This is a genomic window from Streptomyces sp. NPDC090088, assembly GCF_044747345.1.
Classification (GTDB): Bacteria; Actinomycetota; Actinomycetes; order Streptomycetales; family Streptomycetaceae; genus Streptomyces.
In genome coordinates this window covers 26396-46432 of record NZ_JBIVDZ010000019.1, presented here as the reverse complement: position 1 = coordinate 46432, position 20037 = coordinate 26396, and the positions used below count along the sequence as shown (strand labels likewise).

Below are 20037 nucleotides of genomic sequence, written 5' to 3'. Positions count from 1 at the left end.
CAGGGCGACCAGCAGCGCCTTCAGGAACGTTGAGGGTGCCGAAACCCAACTGAGGAATCCACGTGCCATCACGCAACGCAATCCGCGGGATCGGGTGGGCGGTGCCGTAAGCGGCACCGCCAATGACGGCTGTCATGAGGCGATTCCTTCCGCGAAGTCAGTCGGCTGGCCCTCGAAAGCCAGCATGAAATAATCTTGCAATTCGGCGGCGGCAGGGCTCTGTCTGCCGACCCCGGAGCGCCCAAGTGGCGCATCAAGCCCCGCGCGGAGTGATGAATGAGCGCGCTCGCTTCAGGGGCGACCATCATCCAGATCACCGTCGTCCTGCGGTACGTCACGCCGTCGGGACTGAGCGGCGCGATCTGCTCTCTTCGGTGTCCGTGAGCACCGCGAGTGTCTCGGGGTCCTACCGCATGACCTGACTCCCTTCAGCGAAGGCTCCCTTGCTGCCGTCGACTGCCGGATGGAGGCATTGGCTGCCGACGGGGGCAATGACCGGTTCACGGCCACCCGGCTCGGGATCTCGCCCCGCACAGATCGCAGTCGCCAGCGTTTCGGTGCGACCATGCACTGGACGGCGTTCACATCTCAGGGGATCACCGACTTGAGTGGGTAACAGCCCTCAGGGAGCCACCGGATTCATCTATCCGATTACGGGCCCACCATAGCACAAGCGGACCACCATATCCGCTTCCGAAGACCCCCCAGGAGTGACTGCCCGACTCTCCGCATCGACAGGTTCGTCGGGTCGCTCGGCGCGGGATGTACCGACGCGGCTCATTCCTACCGTATCGAGCTAGCGCGCAAACGAGCTTCACGCACTGCCACAAGGGGGCACAGTTGGCCAACCAGGTACCTGTATTGAGCCCTGGCCATCGGATGCGCGCCGAGGCGGGAGCGGACGATCGCCTGCAGCCGGCCAATGCGCCGGCCCTTGCGGCCACGCTTAGCCACCAAGAGAGCGGACGACGACCACTACCCCGCTTCCCCCTCAGGGCTGGCCGGAAAGCCTTTGACGCAGTGGACGCACCCCCTGTGCGCGCGAGACGCCGCTCACGGTTGCGCGGAGCGTTTGGCGCCGGCCTGACCGCGGCTGGTCATCACTGCGTGCGTCTGGTCGACAGTGAGAGCCGACACCGGCAGATCCGCCGCGAGATCGGGGCGAGCCCGGGCACCGTCCAAGATCATGGCGAGGTAACGCCGATAGAGGTCGGGGGACAGCTCGAGACTGCGATCCATCAGCCCCGCAAGGGTGAGCTGAATGAAGAAGACATCCGTTCCACGGAAGTCGGGCCGCGTGTGGCCTTGCTCCCTCGCACGGTCTGCAATCGCATCAAGCAGGGGAGCAATGCGGTCACGGGACTTGCCAACACGCCGAGGGCCGAGCTCCGGGTTGGTGAAGACCTGCGTGAGCCCGCGGTCGTGAAGGTGCAGCCGCAGCCACCTGTCCAGAAAGAAGCCGAGGCCGCGCCATGCGTCCGGATCACCCAACGCCTCCGAGGCGAGCGCAACGATCTCGCAAAGCCGCTGCTCGAACAGAGTGTCGATGAGCTGCTCCTTGTCCGGAAAGTGCCGGTACGCGGTACCGACGCCGACGCCAGCGCGACGGGCGATCTCGTTGAGCCCGACACCCAGCCCCCGCTTCGCGAACAGCTCCCGGGCAGCTTCCAGCAGCCGATCACGGTTGAGTTCGGCGTCTTTGCGAAGAGGTCGGGGCGTCATAGACCTAACCCTAGCGCAAATCGGATATATATATCCGCTTGCGTGATACGGTAGCCTCCGCGTAGCCGGATCAGACTATCCGATACGTGCCTGGCTCTCGGATCCGGTCCGCAAGCTTGCGGCTTGGCAAGGCGGACCGCTTCCTCTGGTCCTTGACCAGCACATGCCTAACCTGCGGCGTCGCTGACCACAGGGCACACAGAAGAAGGACTCATGCGGTACCGCACCCTCGGCAACTCGGACCTTCAGGTCTCTGAGATCGCTCTCGGTTCCTGGCTCACCTACTCGGGTGGCGTCGAGGCTGACGTGATCCAAGCCTGCACCGAAGCGGCTTTCGACGCTGGCATCAACTTCTTCGACACCGCCAACGTCTACGGCCGCGGAGCCGCCGAAGCAGCATGGGGTGAGATCCTCTCCTCTCACCCGCGGCACTCCTACATCCTGGCCACCAAGGTCTGGGGCCAGATGTCCGACGACCCCGCCGACCAGGGCCTGTCGCCGCAGCAGATCAACAAGCAGATCGATGCCTCCCTGGCCCGACTGAAGACCGACTACGTCGACGTCTACTACGCGCACCGTTTCGACCCCTCGGTGCCGATAGAGGACACCATCGAGGCGTTCCAGAAGGTCGTCGAGCAGGGCAAGGTCCGCTACCTGGGCTTCAGCGAATGGACGATCGAACAGATCCAGGCAGCCATCGACATCGCCGGACCCGACCTGTTCGCCATCTCACAGCCGCAGTACTCCATGCTGTGGCAGGCGCCCGAGGCCGAACTGTTCCCGCTCACCGCAGCCAACGCCATCTCCAACGCCGTCTGGTCGCCGCTGGCCCAGGGCATGCTCACCGGCAAGTACAAGCCGGGACAGCCCCTGCCCGAAGGCAGCCGCTTCGCCAGCGACACCATGTCCGGCCCCAGCGTTCTCGTCTACAACGAGGCCAACCTCGAAGCTGTCCAACGCCTCGTCCCAGTTGCCAAGCAGGCTGGAATGAGCCTGGCCACCCTGGCGCTGGCCTGGATCCTGCGCCGCAGCGAAGTCGCCACCGCCATCACCGGCGCCTCCCGCCCGGAGCAGGTCCACGCCAACACCGAGGTCTCCGACGCCCAACTCTCCGAGGACCTGCTGGAAGCCGTCGATCGGGCTCTCGGCGACGCCCCGGTCACCGAACCGCGGATCGCCGCGCACGCGCAGACCGGCGTCAAGCACCGCTGACACTCCACCACCCGGCCGGGCCTGGCGGCCCTGCACCTCAGGTCCGGCCACCTCGCCGACGCGTGCCGCACCCCCGCCCCACCAACTAGCTTGACCAGTAAGGAAACCGTAGTGGCCATCTTCGTTACCGCAGCCTTCAGAAAGCACGGCCACCACTTCACCGCCCTCGCACGCACCTCCGAGAAGGCCCGCGACCTCGCCGAGCGGCACAGCGTGAAGGTCGTCGCCGCCGACTACTACGATCGTCCCGAAACCCTTTGACGGCCTGTTCTCCGCAGGCCAAGGTGCTGCCGATCTCCGGTGACGCCTATGACAAGGACCGCACGGCCCAACACCAGACCGTCACCGGCACCGCCCGGTCCGCCGACACTGGCATCATCGCCTACACCAGCGCCCTGGGTCCTCTGACGGCCGAACTCGCCGACGCCCACCGGCAATCCTAAGTGCCCGTTCCTGAAGTCGCTGAAGTGATCTCTTCGCGGGCCTAGCCTGGTGGGGTGGCCGATGGTGACGGCCGGTCGCCGATCCGGTATTGCCCGGCTTGCGGTGAGCCGCTTCGGCTGGACGCCGGCCCACGGGCGCGATTCTGTTCGGCGGTCTGTCGCTCCAGGCAGTGGCATCACGCCCGTCGGGTGCGGGCGAGGGTGGCGGCCCTACGGAAGGCGCGTGACGCCGCGGAGTGCCCGTCGTGCGGGACGCGGTGGACGCCCGGGGTGGAGCATCCGGCGGGCACCGTCTACTGCTCGCCGCGGTGCCGTACGAGGGCCTGGCGGCAGCGGCAGGAAGCGTCCGGATCGGCGTCACAGTGACGCTGTTCTGAACGCTTGTTTTGCGCAACTCGTACCGATACTGACCGAGTTGACGTCACGCCTTGTTGACGATCGCGCGGCGGGAGGACTCTCCGGAGAGAGCAAGGGGCCGCGGGTTCCTTGCGGCCCCGAGTGCCGCACCCGGCCCCGCGAAGGGGTGGTGATCACCGTGTCCACGAACGTCGGCCAGGTCACTCGACAGCGATATGACGAGATCGTCAGCACAGACCGCCAGCTGGTCGCCCAGATGGGGCGGGCCATGTTCACGATCGGCGACCACGCTGCGGAGATCGAGCCGATACGGTCGCAAGGCGGCTCGTCGCCGCACAGCGACGAGCTGTTCGGGGTCCGCGCGTCACTCCAGATATACGCCGACGACATCGGCTTATCGCTGAGCACCGTCCTCAACTACCGTTTCACCTCCCACCGCTGGCCGGTTGCCCGGCGCCGTGAGGGTGTATCGCACAAGGTCCACTCGATCCTGGCGTCGGTCCGGGACGACGCCGAGCGGTTCGCGGCGATCGACCACCCGCCGGTCGACGACGTGAGCGGGCTGCGGCGCTGGACGACGAACCTGGCTAAGAAGCACGTCGGCCGCCGTCCCGACCGGCCCGGAACGGTCCAGGAGAAGGTGGAACGCGTCCAGGACCTGGCGGTCGACGAGGACGTCGCGGTCGAGGTCACCCGGGACGTCCTGCGCCGGCCGCAGGTCGCCGCCCGGCTCATGGAGGACCCCGCCGTCCGGCAGGCGGTCATCGAGGCCCAGACGCCCGAGCACCGCGCGGAGACGGTGCAGAGCGTGGTCAAGGACGATGTCGCCGCGGCGAAGGTGGCCTCCGACGTGCTGCGCCGTCCAGAAGTCGCGGCCCGGGTCGCGGCCGACCCGCCGGCCCGTCACGCGGTGAACCGCGCCCAGGCCGACCGCTCCCGCCAGCAGGCCGCGGCCTTCCGCCAGGAGTCACCGCTGGGGCCGGCGGTCCGGAAAATCGAGCGGACCGAGGAGTTCGTGGACCTGCTCGGCGCCTTCCACCGGTTCGTCCGCGAAGCGTCCAAGGCGGTGCCGAAGATGCGCGACCGCGACTGGTCGACGGACGAACGCGAGGTCCTGCTGTCCAACATCGCACGTGCTCGCGCAACGCTGGACTAGGTGGAGACCGCGGTCTCCACCGGCCAGGTCGACATGGACGAGGAACTCGCCCGCATCCTGCGGGGTGAGTAGGGGTGCGCAAACGCTCCCCGGCCGCGGAGCGTCACGCCGAACTCCTGCGCATCGCGCTGATGGAGGCGGCCCCGGCGGGGCTGCCTCTCAGACGTCTGATGGGCGCCTGCGAACTGAGCGAGTACCAGACCCGCAGCGGCCTGACGGCCATGCGGGACCTGTGCGCCGAGCGCGGCTGGCCTCCGCTGATCTGGACCCGGCAGGACGGTTATCACTTCTGCGCGAGCGAGGACGAACTTGAAGCGTGGGAGCGGGTCTGGATCAGTGAGAAGCTCACCCAGTTCCGCCGGATGATCACCGGCACGCTGGCTCCGCACCTGGCCCTCTTCCAGAAGAGCCGGTGGGCGAAGTACCTGAACACGCAGATCACGGCGGTCGAGTCGAGCCTGGATATGGCGTCCTCGCAGACCAGGTGACTTGCGTCCGGGACGCCGACAACCTGCGATCCGAAGGGAACGGGGTCCTGGCCGGCTCCCCGGCAGCACACGGCCAGGACCCCTCACCGATCCGATGCGCCGCCCCCGCTACCCCTCCGACACCACCGACGCCGAGTGGGCACTGATCGAGGCCCTGTTACCGCCCGCTGCCTGCGAAACAGGCCGCGGGCGGCCGGAGAAGCGCCCTCGCCGCGAGATCGTCGACGGCATCCGCTACCTCGTTGACAACGGGATCAAGTGGAGGGCGATGCCCTCGGACTTCCCTCCCTGGCGGACGATCTACGGCTTCGCCCGACGCTGGGCAGCCGCCGGTGTCATCAGCCTCATCCGCGACCAGCTGCGTCGGGCCGTCCGCCTTGCCGGCGGCAAGACCCCTCAGGCCGCCGCCGTGATCGTGGACTCCCAGAGCGTGAAGGCCTCCGAGACGGTCGGCAGGAACAGCCGGGGCTACGACGCAGCCAAGAAAATCAACGGCCGGAAGCGCCATGTCGTCGTCGACACCCGCGGCCTGGTCCTGCTCGTCATGGTCACCCCGGCCGACGTCACCGACCGGGACGCCGCCCGCGAAGTCCTCTTCCGGCTGCACCTCATGCACCCCGAGATCGCGATCGTCTGGGCCGACTCCGCCTACGCCAGCGCGCTGGTCGACTGGGCGAACCAGCGCCTCGACATCAAGATCAAGACAGTGCGCCGCCCGCCGAACACGCCCGGCTTCGTGGTCCTGCCCCGCCGCTGGGTCGTCGAGCGGTCGCTGTCGTGGATCATGAGGGCCCGACGGCACTGCCGGGACCACGAGAGGCTGCCGCAGGTCAGCGAATCCCTCATCACCTGGGCTTCTATCACGCTGATGACTCGCCGTCTCACCCGCAAGCCGACCCGGAGGGCCGCGCAGGCCCCGGAATCCTCTCTGGCGGCAGCGGCCTAACGGGCAAGATCCATCTCATCGTCGTCACGCCGACGGCGCACACCTTTTTCCTCATGCAGGCGGTCAGCGGGCTTCAGGAGACGGACCGAGGAGTTCGCCGACAACGAAACGAGCTGCCACTCCAGTTCGGCAGCCTCCGCTGCCAGCCGGTTGGCCACTGCCTTGTCCCGTTCACCACGCGCCTTGATGCGGGCGGTGTCGTCCGCGATGACCCTGCATGCCACATCCACGGCCGCATCCAGCTCGTCACCACAAGCCCGGCCGGCGAAATCCTCCAGTGCAGTCTCCACCGCTTCGACGCCCCCGTGCTTGAGGACCTGGCTGAAGAACTCGTAGTCCATTCCGGTCCAACGATCACACCACCTGCTCAGGCACGGAGGTCTCCGCCGCGGGCCCATCACCGCTCGGGGCGGATCCGTCCCAGGTGGTCGAGCCTTCCGGTCTGCGGCAACGCTCGTGAGGGCGGTCATCTCACGCGATACGGGTCACCGGTCCAGGCGGCCTTCATGGGCATGCGCAAGATCATGCAGCCTCAGCGAGGCGCGGACACGTCCGATGCCGGCATCGCGCAGCCCTCCCAGCATCCCCAGCTCCTGATCGGACGCCTCGCGCACCTGCCTCACGGTCCGATAGCCGCCCTCCCACAGGGCATGGAGTGCTCGGTGACCGAGGCGGTCGTGTCCCAGGTGAGCAGCCAGTTCAACCCCTTTCCGATCAAGGTGCAGGCGCTTGCAAGCAGGGCACGGCTCTGCGGGCACCGTGATCGTTGCGTTCCGCTCCTCCTCGGCAAGGAACGCGGAGAACTCATCCGGATGGGCAGCGATCAAGTGCCTGAACGCTGCGATTTCCACTTCCCAGTACTCCATCGCCGCCCCCAGGAGGGAGCCCGTCTACCAGTACTTCCACGCTACGACAGGACCGACGCTTCGGCGATCGTCACGCTCTGACCTTGAAAACAGGCACTAAGGCCGCAATCGCCGTCTCGGGATTGCTGTACGTCTTCCTGCGCAACGGCTGGTACAACGAGGTCAACACCGATCAGCTGCCAGCGTCCTGAGACTCGGTGCCGTCACCGCCGCAGCGGGTGACGCGGCTGGATCACCAGCGCAGCCCTCGGCGACTACGCGGCGGCCCTGACCGGCGAAGGCCACGAGAACACGACGCACAAGCTGGGCGGCGAGTGTGGAGCTTCGCCGAGTACGCCGCAAACTGGGCCGCCAAGCCGGTTGGAACATCGCGTACACCGCCATCTGCTCGCAGACGTACTACGCCATCCACACGCTGGCGAGCCTGTCCGAACCAGTCGCACGCGGAGCCGCGGTAAGCGAGGTCGCCATCGAGAAGGGCGAGCTGGCCGCCATCAGCAGCGACCTCGCCCGCCTGATCGGCCGCCGCCCCACCCCGATCACCACGACGATCGCCCCGGCCCTTCAAAGGCTCGCCAACTGGACGTGTCCGCGCACGCCGTGAAGGCCTCTCCCCCTTCCGCGAGCCCGGCCCACGTCTCTTCGACACCTCGCACGTCCTGGCTGTCTCCGGCAGCCGCGAGGCCCTGCTGCGCCAGCACTGCAGTGGATCATGTGCTTCTTTCGAACCAGTCTCGCTGCCGGAAACCTGGCCGGACAGGCCGCTCGTTGCTGCAAGGAGTGCCTGTTGGCGCGCTCGCCGGCCGAGGTCATCACAGCGTGCGTCTGGTCGACGCCGAGGGGCGGGACCGGCAGTTCGGCCGAGGGGTCCGGATCGGATCGGGCACCTTCGAGCAGCATGGCGAGGTAGCGCCGGTAAAGGTCGGGAGCCAGGGCGTGGCTGCGGTCGATCAATCCGGTCAGGGCCTGCTGAATGAAGAAGACGTCAGTGCCATGGAAGTCCGCTCGCGTCCTGCCCTGCTCCCTCGCCCGGTCCGCAAGCGCGTCGAGCGGAGGGGCAATGCGGTCGCGAGTCTCGTCCAGGCGAGGCTGGCCGAGCTGGGGGTTGGTGAAGACCTGCGTCAGGCTCCGGTCGTGCAGTTCCCAAGCGACTTCCAGGAGCCGACGCCGGCCGAACTTGGCATCCTTGCGTAAGCACCCCGAGAGGCCAGGCGTCGACCACAACGTGTAGCGGATATTCAAATCCGGTTGTGTGTTACGGTGGACCGGCAAGCGGATAAAGATATCCGCCATGCGGGAGACACTCCAGCAGAGCCGAACTCCTGGCCGCGTCGGCGCGCTCTCTCCCGCCTTCAGTCCGTTCACCGGCACGGCGCCGCAAACGTCTTGCATCGGCACTGAAGCGCGTCTCGATCCACATGCACCACTCGTTGAAAGGACATGATGGAGACCACCGTCACTTCTCCATCGGCGTCACCCACCGGTGCCTCCGCCCCGGACGTCCCCAAGACCAACCTGCTGCCGGTCGCCGGCCTGCCTGGAGCCGTCGCTTTCCTGATAGGTACGACGTAGATGATCATGGCCGGGCTGCTGCCTCAGGTCACGGGGCCTGAGCGTCGCTGAAGGCTGGGCCGGTCTGCTGGTCGCCCCCTTCGCCGTCGGCATGATCACCGGCGCGCCGACGGCGGCCATGACCACCCTGCGGCTGCCGTGCCGCGTGGCCTTGTCGACATCTTCGACTTCGCCGTCCACCGGCCAGGCCGCAGTGGCCACCGCTATGCGCGGCGGACCAGGCCCAGAGGTCATGCAAGCCGGTCGACTCCAAAGAGGGAGCCCCTGGCCAGAATGCCCTCAAGGAATCGAACGCCTACGTCCCCCTCAAGACGATCCAGGAACTCTCCCGGCACTCATCGCCGCCCTCGTCCGCTTCACCCCCGGCAGCAGTAGCTACCAACGTCCCGGCCTCACCTGCACCAGCCCCGGCGAGCGCAGAACATCGCGCGCCTCAACTCGGCCCAACGAAAGGAAGTACCGTCATGTCGCAGACCATCGGGTTCGTCGGCTACGGCCACATCAACTCAGGGATCGCACGCCTCGCTGTCGACGCGGGCTACAACGTCGTGATCAGCAACTCCCGCGGTCCCGAGACGCTGGCAGACGCGGTCGCCGAACTGGGCCCGCGCGCCCGGGCGGCCACCGCCGCAGAAGCGGCACAGGCCGGGGACATCGTTTCGGTGTCGGTGAACCTGTTCCAGGTCGACACCCTCCCGGCCGACGCGCTCGACGGCAAGATCGTGATCGACAGCATGAACTACTACCCGCAGCGCGACGAGCGCATCCCCGACATCGACGAGCGAAAGCTCACCGTCAGCCAGTACACCCTGGGGCACATCCCCGGCGCACGGCTGGTCAAGGCGCTACACAACCTGGACCTGTTCCACCTCCGCAACGGTGCCCGGCCCAAGGGATCCCCGGAGCGGTGGGCGCTGCCGATCGCCGCCAACGACGACGAAGCCAAGACGGCCGTCGCCGAGTTCATGGACAAGATCGGCTTCGATCCGGTCGACTGCGGCACCCTTGCGGACTCCTGGCGCATCCAGGGCGGAACACCCGTCTACGTGCTCCCGTACATCGGCGAGTTCCCCGAAGGCCTGACCTTCGAAGAGCGCCAGCAGTGGTTCCGCACCGAGCACACCGCAACCGTCACCCCCGACGACGTACGCCGCCTGGTCGCCGAGGCGAAGTGGGAGGAGCGCGCGTTCGGGCTCATCGAGGACCTGCCCAAGGAATTCACCTCCTGAGTTGACAGCTCGGATGGATTCAGTGCGGCGGCGGCCTGACGTGACCGCCGCCACGCAGCCCATCGAGACCTTCGCTGACAGCTTGCGCCACGAAGCCAGTCGCGGGGCTCCGGTCGCAACAAGCAGTGATGAACACGAGGACACACGAACGATCGGGCTCCTGACGTCTCGGTCGGACCGGGCCCCATGAGCTTCAGACACGGCTACGGCCCGGCGTGAGCGCCGACCACCCACCCGCTGCCTCAAGTATTCGTCCGCCCTACCAGCGCGCTCACCGACGCCGTCGGGCCGCCGACGGGCGTGGCCTGCCCCCTTTTGTCAGCCCTCTCACCCCCCTCCCCGGAATCCTGTCGCCTCGCGGCAACCGAAAGGGCCGAGCACCCTGCCCGGCCACCCGCAGCAGCCCGTCCCGGGGCTCACTGGAGAAAAAGTCATCACCATGCGCGCTTCCGCCAACATCGGCGTCACCGGCCTCGCGGTCATGGGCCGCAACCTGGCCCGCAACTTCGCCCGCCACGGCTACACGGTCGCCGTGCACAACCGCACACCTGTACGCACCCGCGCACTCATCGACGAGTTCGGCCATGAGGGCACCTTCGTGGCGGCCGAGACCGCCGAGGAGCTCGTGGCGGTCCTCGAACGCCCCCGCCGCCTCATGATCATGGTGCAGGCGGGCGCCGCCACCGACGCCGTCATCGACGAGTTCACCCCGCTCCTAGAACCGGGTGACATCCTCATCGACGGCGGCAACGCCCACTTCGCCGACACCCGCCGCCGAGAGGCCGCCCTACGCGAGAAGGGCATCCACTTCGTCGGTGCCGGCGTCTCCGGCGGCGAGGACGGAGCGCTGAACGGGCCGTCGATCATGCCCGGCGGGTCCGCGGAATCGTACGCCGCGCTTGGCCCCATATTCGAAGCGATCAGCGCGAAAGTCGGCGGCGAGCCGATGAGCACCCACGTCGGCACAGACGGCGCCGGGCACTTCGTGAAGATGGTGCACAACGGCATCGAGTACGCCGACATGCAGCTCATCGCCGAAGCCTACGACCTGCTGCGCCGGGTCGCCGACTACACCCCCGCCGAGATAGCCGAGGTCTTCCGTACCTGGAACCAGGGCCGGCTGGACTCCTATCTCATCGAGATCACCGCCGAGGTCCTCGCCCACACCGACGCGGACACCGAGAAACCCTTCGTCGACATCGTCGCCGACGCCGCAGGCCAGAAGGGCACCGGCCGCTGGACCGTCCAGACTGCCCTGGACCTCGGTACCCCCGCCACCGCCATCGCCCAGGCCACCTTCGCCCGCGTCGCCTCCAGCAGGCCCGACCTGCGTACCGCCTACCGGGATCTGCCCGGCGGCACCCGCCCACCGATGAGCCGCACCGAGGCCGCCCGCTTCACCGCGCAGGTAGAACATGCCCTCTACGCCTCGAAGATCATCGCCTACGACCAGGGCCTGGCCATGATCCGGGATGCAGCCGCCGAGTACGGCTGGACCATCGACCTCGGCGCCGTCGCCGGAATCTGGCGCGCCGGCTGCATCATCCGCGCCGCCTTCCTCGACCACATCCGCGCCGCCTACACCGCCGACCCCACCCTGATCAGCCTGCTGTCGGACAAAGAATTCGTCCAGGAGATCACCGACGCCCAGGTCCCCTGGCGCGAGGTCGTCGCCTCTGCGGCCCGTCGGGGCGTTCCCATCCCCGCCTTCGCGGCCGCACTCACCCATTACGACACCCTGCGCGCCCAGCGCCTGCCCGCCTCCCTCCTCCAGGGCCAGCGAGACTTCTTCGGCGCCCACGCCTACCTGCGCACCGACCGCGACGGTGTCTTCCATACCCGGTGGAGCGGCGACCGCTCTGAAGAGAGCACGAACTGAATTGACTCCTCCCCCTCCTGAAGGAGGGGGATTCCTGGCTCACGTTGCCTACGGCCCGGCAGGCGCCCAGGTCTTACACGATCAGCACTAGCCGGGTTGCAGACCAGCCCGGACCAGTATCACGCGGGCGGAGTTCTTTCTTGTCCCGGGGGGACACGGCTTCGCACGCGGCGCAGGCATGCGTCCCTTCGGAGAGGGGAAGTGCGTGCTTGGTTCTCGCTCCGCACTGCGCACAGTCCATGGTTATGCGCGGGGTGGACCAGGTGCACGGCACAGCCGTGCTTGCGGGCCATCTCCAGCAGGGCCCTTGTCGTGGCGCCGATCGCGGCGTCCGCCGCCTTGCGAGCCATCGTGGACCTCGCCAGGAACTTGGGCCAGAAGTTCTGCACGGCCAGGTCGTCATGGTCTCGCACGACACGCTTGACCCACTTGCGGGCGGTGTCCTGCCGCTGCCGGACCACCTTCTGATACAGCTTCGCGGTCTGCCGCTTCGCCTCCCGGTAGCCCCTCGAGGCGACCTGGCCCTTCGCAGGTCGGCGCCGGGCCATCATCCGCTGATGGCGGGCCAACTTCTGCGCGGCCGTGCCGCGGGTGGGCAAGGTCATGGCCGTCACTCGTGGTAGTGGCGATCTCCCTGACACCCCAGTCAATCCCGATCACCCGGCCGGTCGCAGGCAGGTGCTCGCTCTCGGTCTGGACGACGAACGACGCCCACCAGTACCCCACCGCATCCCGGTACACGCACACCGACAAGGCAAGCTTGGGAAACGCGCGACCACACCGGCCGCACCACGATCCCGCCCGCCAGATGCAGGCGCCCGTCCTTGAGACGGAACGCGCGCCGGGTGTACTCCAGCGTGGGCAACGCGTCGCGTTTCCTCTTGTACTTCGGCATCCCGGCCCGCCGCCGCACCGGCAACCGTGCCTCAACGTCCTTCAACGCCTTTGGCACGGAACTTGCCGAAGTCGCGGATCACCTGCTGCTGCGGAACACAGGCACCCTCAGCCAGCCACGGCGTCACCGCGCGGGCCTCGGACAGCATCTTCGCAAGCTACACCAGCTCACACGTCGCCTTCTCTCCGCCCGCCCGGTTGTGCGCATGGACCGTCTTCGACTTCGCAACGCACTCATTCCAGACCCAACGACAGCGGTCCCACTCGGCCTCCAGCACCCTACGGGCCATGGACTACAGGCGCACACGAACGGTGTACCGGGCATGTCCGCACCCCTGCGTGATCACTTCCGTCGTCATGAACCTGAGCCTATCCGGGAGGACTGACAGCTGAGAGCCCCTGATCAAGATGGACTTGCTCATGCCGTCGTAGAGACGGTTATTCGCCCTGGATGGCTACGACGCGCAGCTCTCAGACCTCGTCGCCCGCAAGGTCATCGTCGAAGAGGCCGTACGCATGATCACCACCAGTTCACGACGTACCAGCAGCAGCTCGACATGGAGTCCAACGGCAAGTCGGTAGACCGCGAGGGCCGCGTAGTGAGGTGGCAGACCGGTCCCGTGGTGTGAGGAACTCCGGGAACCAAGAGCCAACGGCCAGCACGCTTCCTACCAGCTGCTGCACCAGGGCACGAAGCTGATCCCAGCCGACCTGATCGGGTTCGCCCGACCGGTTGCAGAGCTCGGTGAACTCATGTACCAACGCGACCAATTGATGGCCAACCTGTTCGTTCAAGGGCAGGCCCGCGCCTTCGGCAAGACACCCGAGGAAGAGGAAGTAGCGGTCGAGGGGATTCTTGTGGAGCAGGTGTCTTACCGCGCCTTCCGGGGAAACCGCCCGCCGACCACCATCCTGGCCGCTGCACTCACCCTTTCCGTGCTCGGCCAGCTCGTCGCCCTGTACGAGCACAAAGTGTTCGTACAGGGCGCGATCTGGGGCATCGACTCCTTCGATCAGGAGCGCTTCGGCAAGGCCCTCGCCGAGCGTGTGGAGCCCGCTCTCGCCGACGGCGCCGAAGTGCCGGGCCTGAACAGTTCTCCACCGCCGCACTCGTCGTCAAGTGCCACAGCCTGCAAGGCTACTGAACAGCCTCACGGCAGGAGACCACAGGTTGGACATCTATGTCGGATCGGACCACGCCGGCTACCGGCTGAAGCGCTGCCTCGTCGGCGAGCTGACCGCGCTCGGGTACGAGTTGGTCGACTGCGGACCGCACGCATACCGGGACCACGACGATTATCCCCCTTGCGTGATCGAAACCACCCATCGCACCGTCGTCGACGCTGGAAGCCTGGGCATCGTCATCGGCGGCTCCGGCAACGGCGAGGCGATAGCCGCGAACAAGGTCGCCGGTGTACGCTGCTGCGCTGGTGTGGAGCGAGGAGACGGCCCGGCTGTCCCGGGGCGCACCACAACGCCAACCTCATCAGCCTCGGCGCACGCATGCACTCCCTTCACGAAGCCGAGAAATTGGTCCGGACGTTCCTTACCACGAGGTTCAGCGGAGAGCCCCGGCACGCACGCCACATCGACATGCTCCACGCCTACGAGCAGACCGGTGAGACGCCGCAGACAGCGGACGCCCGCGACCGAAACATAACCGTTCGTGCTCAGGAAGACGGCGAACCCCCATGGGGGACAGGCAACTGTGAATAACCTCCTGCTGATCCGCCACGGCGAGACTGCATGGATCGTGTCAAGGCAGCACACCAGTTACACGGACCTGCCGCTCACCGCCCACGGCGAGGAACAGGCACGAGTCGTCGCCCCCCCTACTCGCCCAACGCGGCATCGCCTTCGCCATCACCAGCCCGCTCCAACGCGCCATACGCACCGCCGAGCTCGTCGGCCTTGCGCGTCCCTTCACCCTCTTCCTCGGATTCCCTCCCCGCGATGATGGCCACAGTCAGTCCGGCCGCTTCTGGTTCTCGATGTAGTCCTTGACCACGGCCAGGTGCCCCTCCGCAGGACCCGGCGAAGTAGGAGCCAGACCAGAACCGACCATGCATGAGCGCCCGGTTCGCGCGGTCGGTGAACTCCTGCCGCAGGCGCCGGGAGGACACACCCTAACAAGTCATCTCATTTGGCTGGGCAGTCGCAGTACGGTCAGAGTGCAGGCGATGCTTGCGAAGGTAATAGTGCTGAGGTACGACTGATGTGAGCTGGCAACTGTTCTGCGGGTATGTGCTCGCAGGAAGTGCTTCTGCAGCCGGATAGGTTGGAGCGAGTGATGAACGACGAGACGAACGACGAGGTGTCGGCGGGGGACGACTGGGATCCCCCGTGGACGACGGATGAGGAGTACCTTGAAATGCTCTGCGGGCCTGTCGACGGGTGATGGATCAGCTCATCAAGTGAGTCGGCGGTAGCAAATGAGGTGCACGCGATACTGGTGAAGGCCAGGAAGTGGCTGGCTTTGCGCTCGTAGCGACGGTGCAGGCGTCGGCAGCCCGCGAGCCAGGCCATGGTGCGTTCGATGATCCAGCGGTGACGGCCGAGCCGCTCCTTGGAGTCCATTCCTTTGCGGGCTATGCGAGGTGTGATGCCGCGGTCGCGTAACCAGCGTCGCAGGTGGCGGTAGTCGTAGCCCTTGTCGCCGTGGAGCTTGGACGGCCTGCGTCGCCGTCGGCCGCGGCGAGAGCGAATCGGCGGTATGCCCTGCACGAGAGGTATCAAGGCCTGGCTGTCATGGACGTTGGCTCCTGAGATGCCGACGGACAGGGGCAGACCGGTACGCTCGGTGATCAAGTGGATCTTTGAGCCGTACTTGCCCCGGTCCACAGGATTCGGGCCTGTCAGTCCCCCCTTTTGAGTGCCCGCATGTTGACGGAGTCGATCGCGCAGCGGGACCAATCCAGATCACCGCGGGCACCAAGTTCGTCGAGGATCAGGCGGTGGAGCTTGGCCCAAACCCTAGCCTTGGACCACTCCGCGAACCGCCGGTGAGCTGTAGCTCCCGACGACCCGAACGAGGTAGTCGGCAACTGTTGCCACGTGCAGCCCGACGTCGCAACGAACACAATTGCGGCCAGGACTTCCCGGTCTCCGTGCCGGCGTCGTCCGCCGCCTTGCGGACGGGTCGGGGCCTCCGGCACCACTCGTTGGAAGAACTCCCACAACTCATCCGGCACCAGCCGCTCAACGATCCGCACGCCCGCAGGCTATCGAACGGTCCAAATAAGATGACCTGTAAAGGGAATTGACCAGGCTGGACAGAGCAACCTTCGGCGGGGCCACGCACGCAAGACCGCGCTGGAGTACGTGCGCGGCAACGACGTCATCGCGCACGAAGACCCCAAGATCCGCACCATGAGCAAAGCCCCCGCACCGAAGCCGGACGCCGGCCAGCCGGGTGTGTTCCTGTCCAACGGGGCCAGCGCCAAAGCCGGACTCAACCGCTTCATTGCCGATGCCGGATGGGGGGTGTTCCTGACGATCTTCAAAGCCAAGGCTGAAAGCGCCGGGCAGGAAGTGACCGCCGTGGACCCCCGCAATACGTCCCGGCGATGCCCCGCATGCGGGCACACCGCCAAGGAGAACCGGCCCACCCAGGACACGTTCCACTGTCTCTCGTGCGGCCACCACGCACACGCGGGCACGGTGAGGTGGACTTTGCGGAAGGAATTTTCCGGAAAGGCTCGTTACTCGCGCTACGGTGTTCCTTCTGATTCATCCGCGGCGAATGGATGTACGTACTCACCTTTGTTCAGTGGAGTAAACCATTCCTTTAATTCTGTGGGCGCGCCTCCGGAATCCTCTGCTTCGGGGTGCACGTTCATCCTCTCCAAGGAATTCTCATGAAGTCGTCGGGGGTTCAAATGACTGGACACGTTGTCGACAAACGCATCGAGAGCAGTCGAGACGCCCTCGCTGAGTAGCCCCCATAGCTCCAGGACTACCGTTGCCTGCTTCACCAAAAGCCTTAGGGCTAGTTCCTCGGCGGCACAAGTCAGCTGCTGGAAATTACCATCGGTGAAGCGGTTGCTCATAGCTGTAGTTGTGACGAGGAAACGCCCGGCGAAGTGGGCGTCGTACCGGAGAGCGTACCGCCTCGGAAGGTCCTGCAAATACCATAGATACGCATCGCATTCCGCGACGGTATTGTCCTCCCGCGTTAGGGTCTGAAAGTCCTCGAGTAGCCCGTCCAGCAAGATGTCGGTCGTGTAGACCAAAGCGCCAGCGGCCATCTTGGCGTCCTCAATTACGACAGCGGATTCACCCTTGGCGCTCGCTTGATAAGCGTTCTCTTCATCGAGCGCGCCGAACGCTGATGGGGGGAAAGAACTCAGTTCATCCGCGAGCGCCAGTAGTTGGGAGGGAATGGCCACGCCGACGCAATCTTGTTCGATGCCGGGCTTGGCGGGGGGAAACCACTTCACAGGAATCCAGCCAATCGCGAGCACTGACGGGCCAGCCAGCGGCCTAGCTGGGTGCGGTTCGACCAAACAGCAACGGCGGCCTCAGTCACTCGGGAGTGCCTGGTAGTAACCGGGTCCATGGGCAAGTTATCCATCATCAGGGTTCCGTAAAGTGACACCGCTAGATCGCGGCCGGCACCGACGGCTGCCACCGCCAGCCGAGCTGGCGGAGGGCGTCCGCACGGCCAACCACGGCTTCGATGTACATAGTCATTTCAGGTTCGAGCTTTTGCTGATGCTCTGGTCCACCGGGCTGTGGACTCAGGCGCTTTCTAGAAACTTCCCCTGGCTTCTCCTGCATCCACCCGTCAACGACCGCCTCAGCAGCCAGCAGCGGGCTAGCGTTTTCAAGGGGAGGGATGGCAGGCCAGCCTCCATGTACCATCAACAGCTCGGTATAAAACGTGGCAGTAGTGCGCGTGGCTGACAGGTTGCCCACCCGCAGGCTGTCCGCCATGAAACCGGGCGGGAGGCGGCCCGGCAGGGATCCCGCTGGAACGGGGACAAACCGACCGTCCGGCTGGACTTCGAGAGTTGGAGCCACGGCCCATCCCAGATCTGGGTTGGCTGCCAGGACCTCAACGTCGCGGGCCAGCGTTGATTCATCGGGAAGCAAGGCGTGGGCGTCCAGGGCGCGCGTCAACAGGCCTGAGACGCGTTGAAGGGCGACAGTACGGGTGTGTGCGGTCCCGCCGGTGCGGCTAACGCCTTTGGAAATCCATGGTTTATCCGGCAGACGACTGAGCAGTTCACTCGTTTCGGTGTCTGCCTGGACTAGCCATTGGAGTGACCATCCCTTCGGAAGTCGTTGGCTGGCCACCGACTCGCATGTCTCCGACAAATAGGTACCTCCGCCGCCACCCTTGACCACTGTGATCACAGAGAAGATCTGCATTATGCGTGACGCTCCGATCGATGGCCCAATGAATTTGGCAGGTCGGTGAAGAATAGGACGTTCGCTTCGCGGCTTAGGCGTCCTGAACTTTCGTGTCATACACAAATTTGGGGACGAAGATTGACCGGCGCCGTTGCAGGAGCCGCTCTGACTTCACATGTATCGACGTCGCCTCGGACAACGCTCCCCACTCGCCCACGAAAGCCTCTTCAACGAACCGCCAACTACACCTCCTCGAGCCTCATAACCCCGCGTCCAAAATCCGGATTCAGCGCCCCTCCCGGCCTTGGAGTACTACGACAGTCCCGGCCCGATCGACGGTCGGTACGCTCATCCGCCGTCCCGCTCAACCGCAGGTCGAGTGTGTGCAGTTAGGACCGGGCGGTTCACGTGTTCACCGTAGTTCGCTCCTCTGGAGAAGCCCGACTGTGTCACAGCAGCCTCGCCACGAGCACGCCGCAGACCCTCCTCGCGCCCCCGGCTCATCGGTATGCGGAAGCGAGAGTTTCCGCCACAACGGGATGCAGCGGAACGCGCCATACCGGCCCAGATCCACCAGGTTCAGGCCGGTGCAAGGATTAAAGCGCGGTCGCGAACCGATTCAGTCAGCTGCAACTCGGTACTCGCTCTCGGACACCTGCTCCCCCCATGAAACCTCGCCTTCACTCACGGCCAAATGGGTCATGAAGTGATCACCGGCAGCACCGTGCCAATGCCACTCATTTGCAGACGCAACTACAACGTCGCCGGCTCGAATGGCAACGGGGGCGCCGCCGCGAGTCTGGATGCGCCCTTCACCCTCAGTGACGTATAGGGTTTGCGCGACTGAGTGACTGTGCCACGCGGTACGAGCGCCTGGGCCGAACCGCACGAAGGCGACACTCAACGCTGCGTCGCTGTGGCTCTGGGCGACGCTGTCCATCCACACGTGGCCGGTGAACCAGTCCGCAGGGCCGTTGAGAGTCGGCTTCTTCCGATACTGCTCCACTGCTGATCTCCTCCGGACTCAAGGGCACCAAACTCGCGCAGCCTCGTCCTCGCTGCTCGCGCCGACAAGATTTACGAACAGGATAGTCTGTCAGTCGGTTCGTTCCAAGACCTACTGGCCTCTTCGGAATGTTGTCGGGGGCGAGGTCGACCGCCGTCCGCTGTCGGTCTATGACGAGCTGACCGGCACCCGCCCTTCACCGCCCGCCCAGCTCGAGAGAACTGAGTCGGCGATTGCGTTGCGGTTAGCATGTGGATGCTGCCAAGAACTCCACATCGCACGTGGGGGTGGTGGCAAACGTTCAGCTCTCGCGAGCCTGCTCCTTGCCTGGGCGCCAACACACCGCCAGAAGCAACGCTGCCCCGCCCAGCCCGGCTCCGGCCGCGGTCGCGAGCCCGCTCCAGCCCTCGGCGGAGAAGCCGATCGCGTCATCCACCGACACTCGGCCAGGTCCCATCGCGCCGATCCCGAGTGCGATGAGGATCAGCAGGAGAACGTACTCGACGCCCTGCCCGGGATTGAAAATGAAGAAGCCGTTTCGCCGGTGTGCAGCAACGAGGGCGACGGTCATGGTCCCGACGACACCCGCTGCCGCCAGCGGGGTCAACGCGCCCAGGATGAGGAGCACGCCGACGCACAACTCCGTCAGCGTCGCGGCGAGCGCGTGCACACGGCCCGGTCGGATTCCGATCGACTCGAACCATCGCGCCGTGCCTGGCAGCTTTCCCCCGCCGAACGCGTGATTCCAACCATGCGCGCAGAGCGTGGCTCCGACTGTCACGCGAATGATCAGGGCGGCGATGTCCAGTCCGGTCGTAGTCATGCTCTGCTCCTCAACTGCTCCGTTAACCAAGTGGGCAAGGATGAGGAGCATCCCCAGTCGATAACTGGGCCCCGGGGTCCCAGGACTCA

At 66.0% G+C, this 20037-nt stretch carries 16 protein-coding genes and 8 pseudogenes; 14 read left to right on the top strand and 10 right to left on the bottom strand.

Annotated features, from left to right (window positions below; translation table 11 throughout):
• Nucleotides 1-1053 precede the first annotated feature (1053 nt).
• A complete protein-coding gene (locus tag ACIPSJ_RS51700) occupies nucleotides 1054-1722 on the bottom strand; it encodes a TetR/AcrR family transcriptional regulator (RefSeq protein ID WP_401357392.1) in 669 nt (222 codons plus the stop codon).
• Between the two features lie 213 nt (nucleotides 1723-1935).
• Here ACIPSJ_RS51700 and ACIPSJ_RS51695 point away from each other — a divergent pair, with 213 nt between their 5' ends.
• The 6 genes and pseudogenes from ACIPSJ_RS51695 to ACIPSJ_RS51670 all read left to right on the top strand — a co-directional run bounded on the left by ACIPSJ_RS51695 (nucleotide 1936) and on the right by ACIPSJ_RS51670 (nucleotide 6324).
• Nucleotides 1936-2934 carry an aldo/keto reductase gene (locus ACIPSJ_RS51695; RefSeq protein WP_401357390.1) on the top strand — a complete coding sequence of 333 codons (999 nt, stop codon included), beginning with the start codon at nucleotides 1936-1938 and terminating at the stop codon, nucleotides 2932-2934.
• A gap of 111 nt (nucleotides 2935-3045) precedes the next feature.
• Nucleotides 3046-3195 carry a hypothetical protein gene (locus tag ACIPSJ_RS51690; protein WP_401357388.1) on the top strand — a complete coding sequence of 50 codons (150 nt, stop codon included), beginning with the start codon at nucleotides 3046-3048 and terminating at the stop codon, nucleotides 3193-3195.
• Complete coding sequence (locus tag ACIPSJ_RS51685; RefSeq protein WP_401357386.1) at nucleotides 3192-3377, top strand: hypothetical protein; 186 nt, start codon at nucleotides 3192-3194, stop codon at nucleotides 3375-3377. The genes ACIPSJ_RS51690 and ACIPSJ_RS51685 overlap by 4 nt, the downstream gene beginning before the upstream one ends.
• Before the next feature lie 61 nt (nucleotides 3378-3438).
• Nucleotides 3439-4962, top strand: a pseudogene (locus tag ACIPSJ_RS51680) (DUF6192 family protein).
• Nucleotides 4963-4964: 2 nt separating this feature from the next.
• A complete protein-coding gene (locus ACIPSJ_RS51675; protein WP_401357383.1) occupies nucleotides 4965-5378 on the top strand; it encodes a RacP protein in 414 nt (137 codons plus the stop codon).
• A gap of 94 nt (nucleotides 5379-5472) precedes the next feature.
• Complete coding sequence (locus tag ACIPSJ_RS51670; RefSeq protein ID WP_401357381.1) at nucleotides 5473-6324, top strand: IS5 family transposase; 852 nt, start codon at nucleotides 5473-5475, stop codon at nucleotides 6322-6324.
• Here ACIPSJ_RS51670 and ACIPSJ_RS51665 read toward each other — a convergent pair.
• Entirely contained in the window at nucleotides 6321-6665 is a 345-nt protein-coding gene (locus tag ACIPSJ_RS51665) for a hypothetical protein (protein ID WP_401357379.1), read from the bottom strand. The two genes, ACIPSJ_RS51670 and ACIPSJ_RS51665, sit on opposite strands and share 4 nt — an antisense overlap.
• A 144-nt stretch (nucleotides 6666-6809) precedes the next feature.
• Nucleotides 6810-7190, bottom strand: coding sequence for a hypothetical protein (locus ACIPSJ_RS51660; RefSeq protein ID WP_401357376.1), 381 nt, complete (start codon nucleotides 7188-7190; stop codon nucleotides 6810-6812).
• Nucleotides 7191-7506: 316 nt separating this feature from the next.
• Here ACIPSJ_RS51660 and ACIPSJ_RS51655 point away from each other — a divergent pair, with 316 nt between their 5' ends.
• The 4 genes from ACIPSJ_RS51655 (at nucleotide 7507) to gndA (ending at nucleotide 11870) form a co-directional block, all read left to right on the top strand.
• A complete protein-coding gene (locus ACIPSJ_RS51655; RefSeq protein ID WP_401357374.1) occupies nucleotides 7507-7794 on the top strand; it encodes a hypothetical protein in 288 nt (95 codons plus the stop codon).
• Between the two features lie 215 nt (nucleotides 7795-8009).
• On the top strand, nucleotides 8010-8384 hold the full coding sequence (locus ACIPSJ_RS51650; RefSeq protein ID WP_401357372.1) for a hypothetical protein: 375 nt from the start codon (nucleotides 8010-8012) through the stop codon (nucleotides 8382-8384).
• A gap of 842 nt (nucleotides 8385-9226) precedes the next feature.
• A complete protein-coding gene (locus tag ACIPSJ_RS51645) occupies nucleotides 9227-9991 on the top strand; it encodes an NADPH-dependent F420 reductase (protein WP_401357370.1) in 765 nt (254 codons plus the stop codon).
• Nucleotides 9992-10430: 439 nt separating this feature from the next.
• Entirely contained in the window at nucleotides 10431-11870 is a 1440-nt protein-coding gene (gndA, locus tag ACIPSJ_RS51640) for an NADP-dependent phosphogluconate dehydrogenase (RefSeq protein ID WP_401357367.1), read from the top strand.
• A gap of 56 nt (nucleotides 11871-11926) precedes the next feature.
• Here the strand turns inward: gndA and ACIPSJ_RS51635 are convergent.
• Nucleotides 11927-13054, bottom strand: a pseudogene (locus tag ACIPSJ_RS51635) (RNA-guided endonuclease InsQ/TnpB family protein); the annotation flags it as partial.
• A gap of 198 nt (nucleotides 13055-13252) precedes the next feature.
• Here ACIPSJ_RS51635 and ACIPSJ_RS51630 point away from each other — a divergent pair.
• The 3 pseudogenes from ACIPSJ_RS51630 to ACIPSJ_RS51620 all read left to right on the top strand — a co-directional run.
• Nucleotides 13253-13909, top strand: a pseudogene (locus ACIPSJ_RS51630) (glucose-6-phosphate isomerase); the annotation flags it as partial.
• A 26-nt stretch (nucleotides 13910-13935) separates the two neighbouring features.
• Nucleotides 13936-14480: pseudogene (locus ACIPSJ_RS51625) on the top strand (ribose-5-phosphate isomerase).
• Nucleotides 14473-14686, top strand: a pseudogene (locus ACIPSJ_RS51620) (histidine phosphatase family protein); the annotation flags it as partial. The pseudogenes ACIPSJ_RS51625 and ACIPSJ_RS51620, both read left to right, overlap by 8 nt.
• 44 nt (nucleotides 14687-14730) lie before the next feature.
• Here the strand turns inward: ACIPSJ_RS51620 and ACIPSJ_RS51615 are convergent.
• Both ACIPSJ_RS51615 and ACIPSJ_RS51610 read right to left on the bottom strand, forming a co-directional pair.
• Nucleotides 14731-14887, bottom strand: a pseudogene (locus tag ACIPSJ_RS51615) (transposase); the annotation flags it as partial.
• Nucleotides 14888-15174: 287 nt separating this feature from the next.
• Nucleotides 15175-15970: pseudogene (locus ACIPSJ_RS51610) on the bottom strand (IS5 family transposase).
• A 163-nt stretch (nucleotides 15971-16133) separates the two neighbouring features.
• On the opposite strand from ACIPSJ_RS51610, the pseudogene ACIPSJ_RS51605 reads away from it, so the two are divergent.
• Nucleotides 16134-16406: pseudogene (locus tag ACIPSJ_RS51605) on the top strand (zinc ribbon domain-containing protein); the annotation flags it as partial.
• Nucleotides 16407-16474: 68 nt separating this feature from the next.
• On the opposite strand, the gene ACIPSJ_RS51600 reads toward ACIPSJ_RS51605, so the two are convergent.
• The 4 genes from ACIPSJ_RS51600 to ACIPSJ_RS51585 all read right to left on the bottom strand — a co-directional run bounded on the left by ACIPSJ_RS51600 (nucleotide 16475) and on the right by ACIPSJ_RS51585 (nucleotide 19948).
• Nucleotides 16475-17152, bottom strand: a complete 678-nt coding sequence (locus ACIPSJ_RS51600) for a hypothetical protein (protein WP_401357399.1) — start codon at nucleotides 17150-17152, stop codon at nucleotides 16475-16477.
• A gap of 211 nt (nucleotides 17153-17363) precedes the next feature.
• Nucleotides 17364-18137 (bottom strand): GltA, encoded by a 774-nt coding sequence (locus tag ACIPSJ_RS51595; protein ID WP_401357365.1) that lies wholly within the window; start codon nucleotides 18135-18137, stop codon nucleotides 17364-17366.
• Nucleotides 18138-18738: 601 nt separating this feature from the next.
• Nucleotides 18739-19059, bottom strand: coding sequence for a cupin domain-containing protein (locus ACIPSJ_RS51590; RefSeq protein ID WP_401357397.1), 321 nt, complete (start codon nucleotides 19057-19059; stop codon nucleotides 18739-18741).
• Between the two features lie 367 nt (nucleotides 19060-19426).
• Entirely contained in the window at nucleotides 19427-19948 is a 522-nt protein-coding gene (locus ACIPSJ_RS51585) for a DoxX family protein (RefSeq protein WP_401357363.1), read from the bottom strand.
• Nucleotides 19949-20037 lie beyond the last annotated feature (89 nt).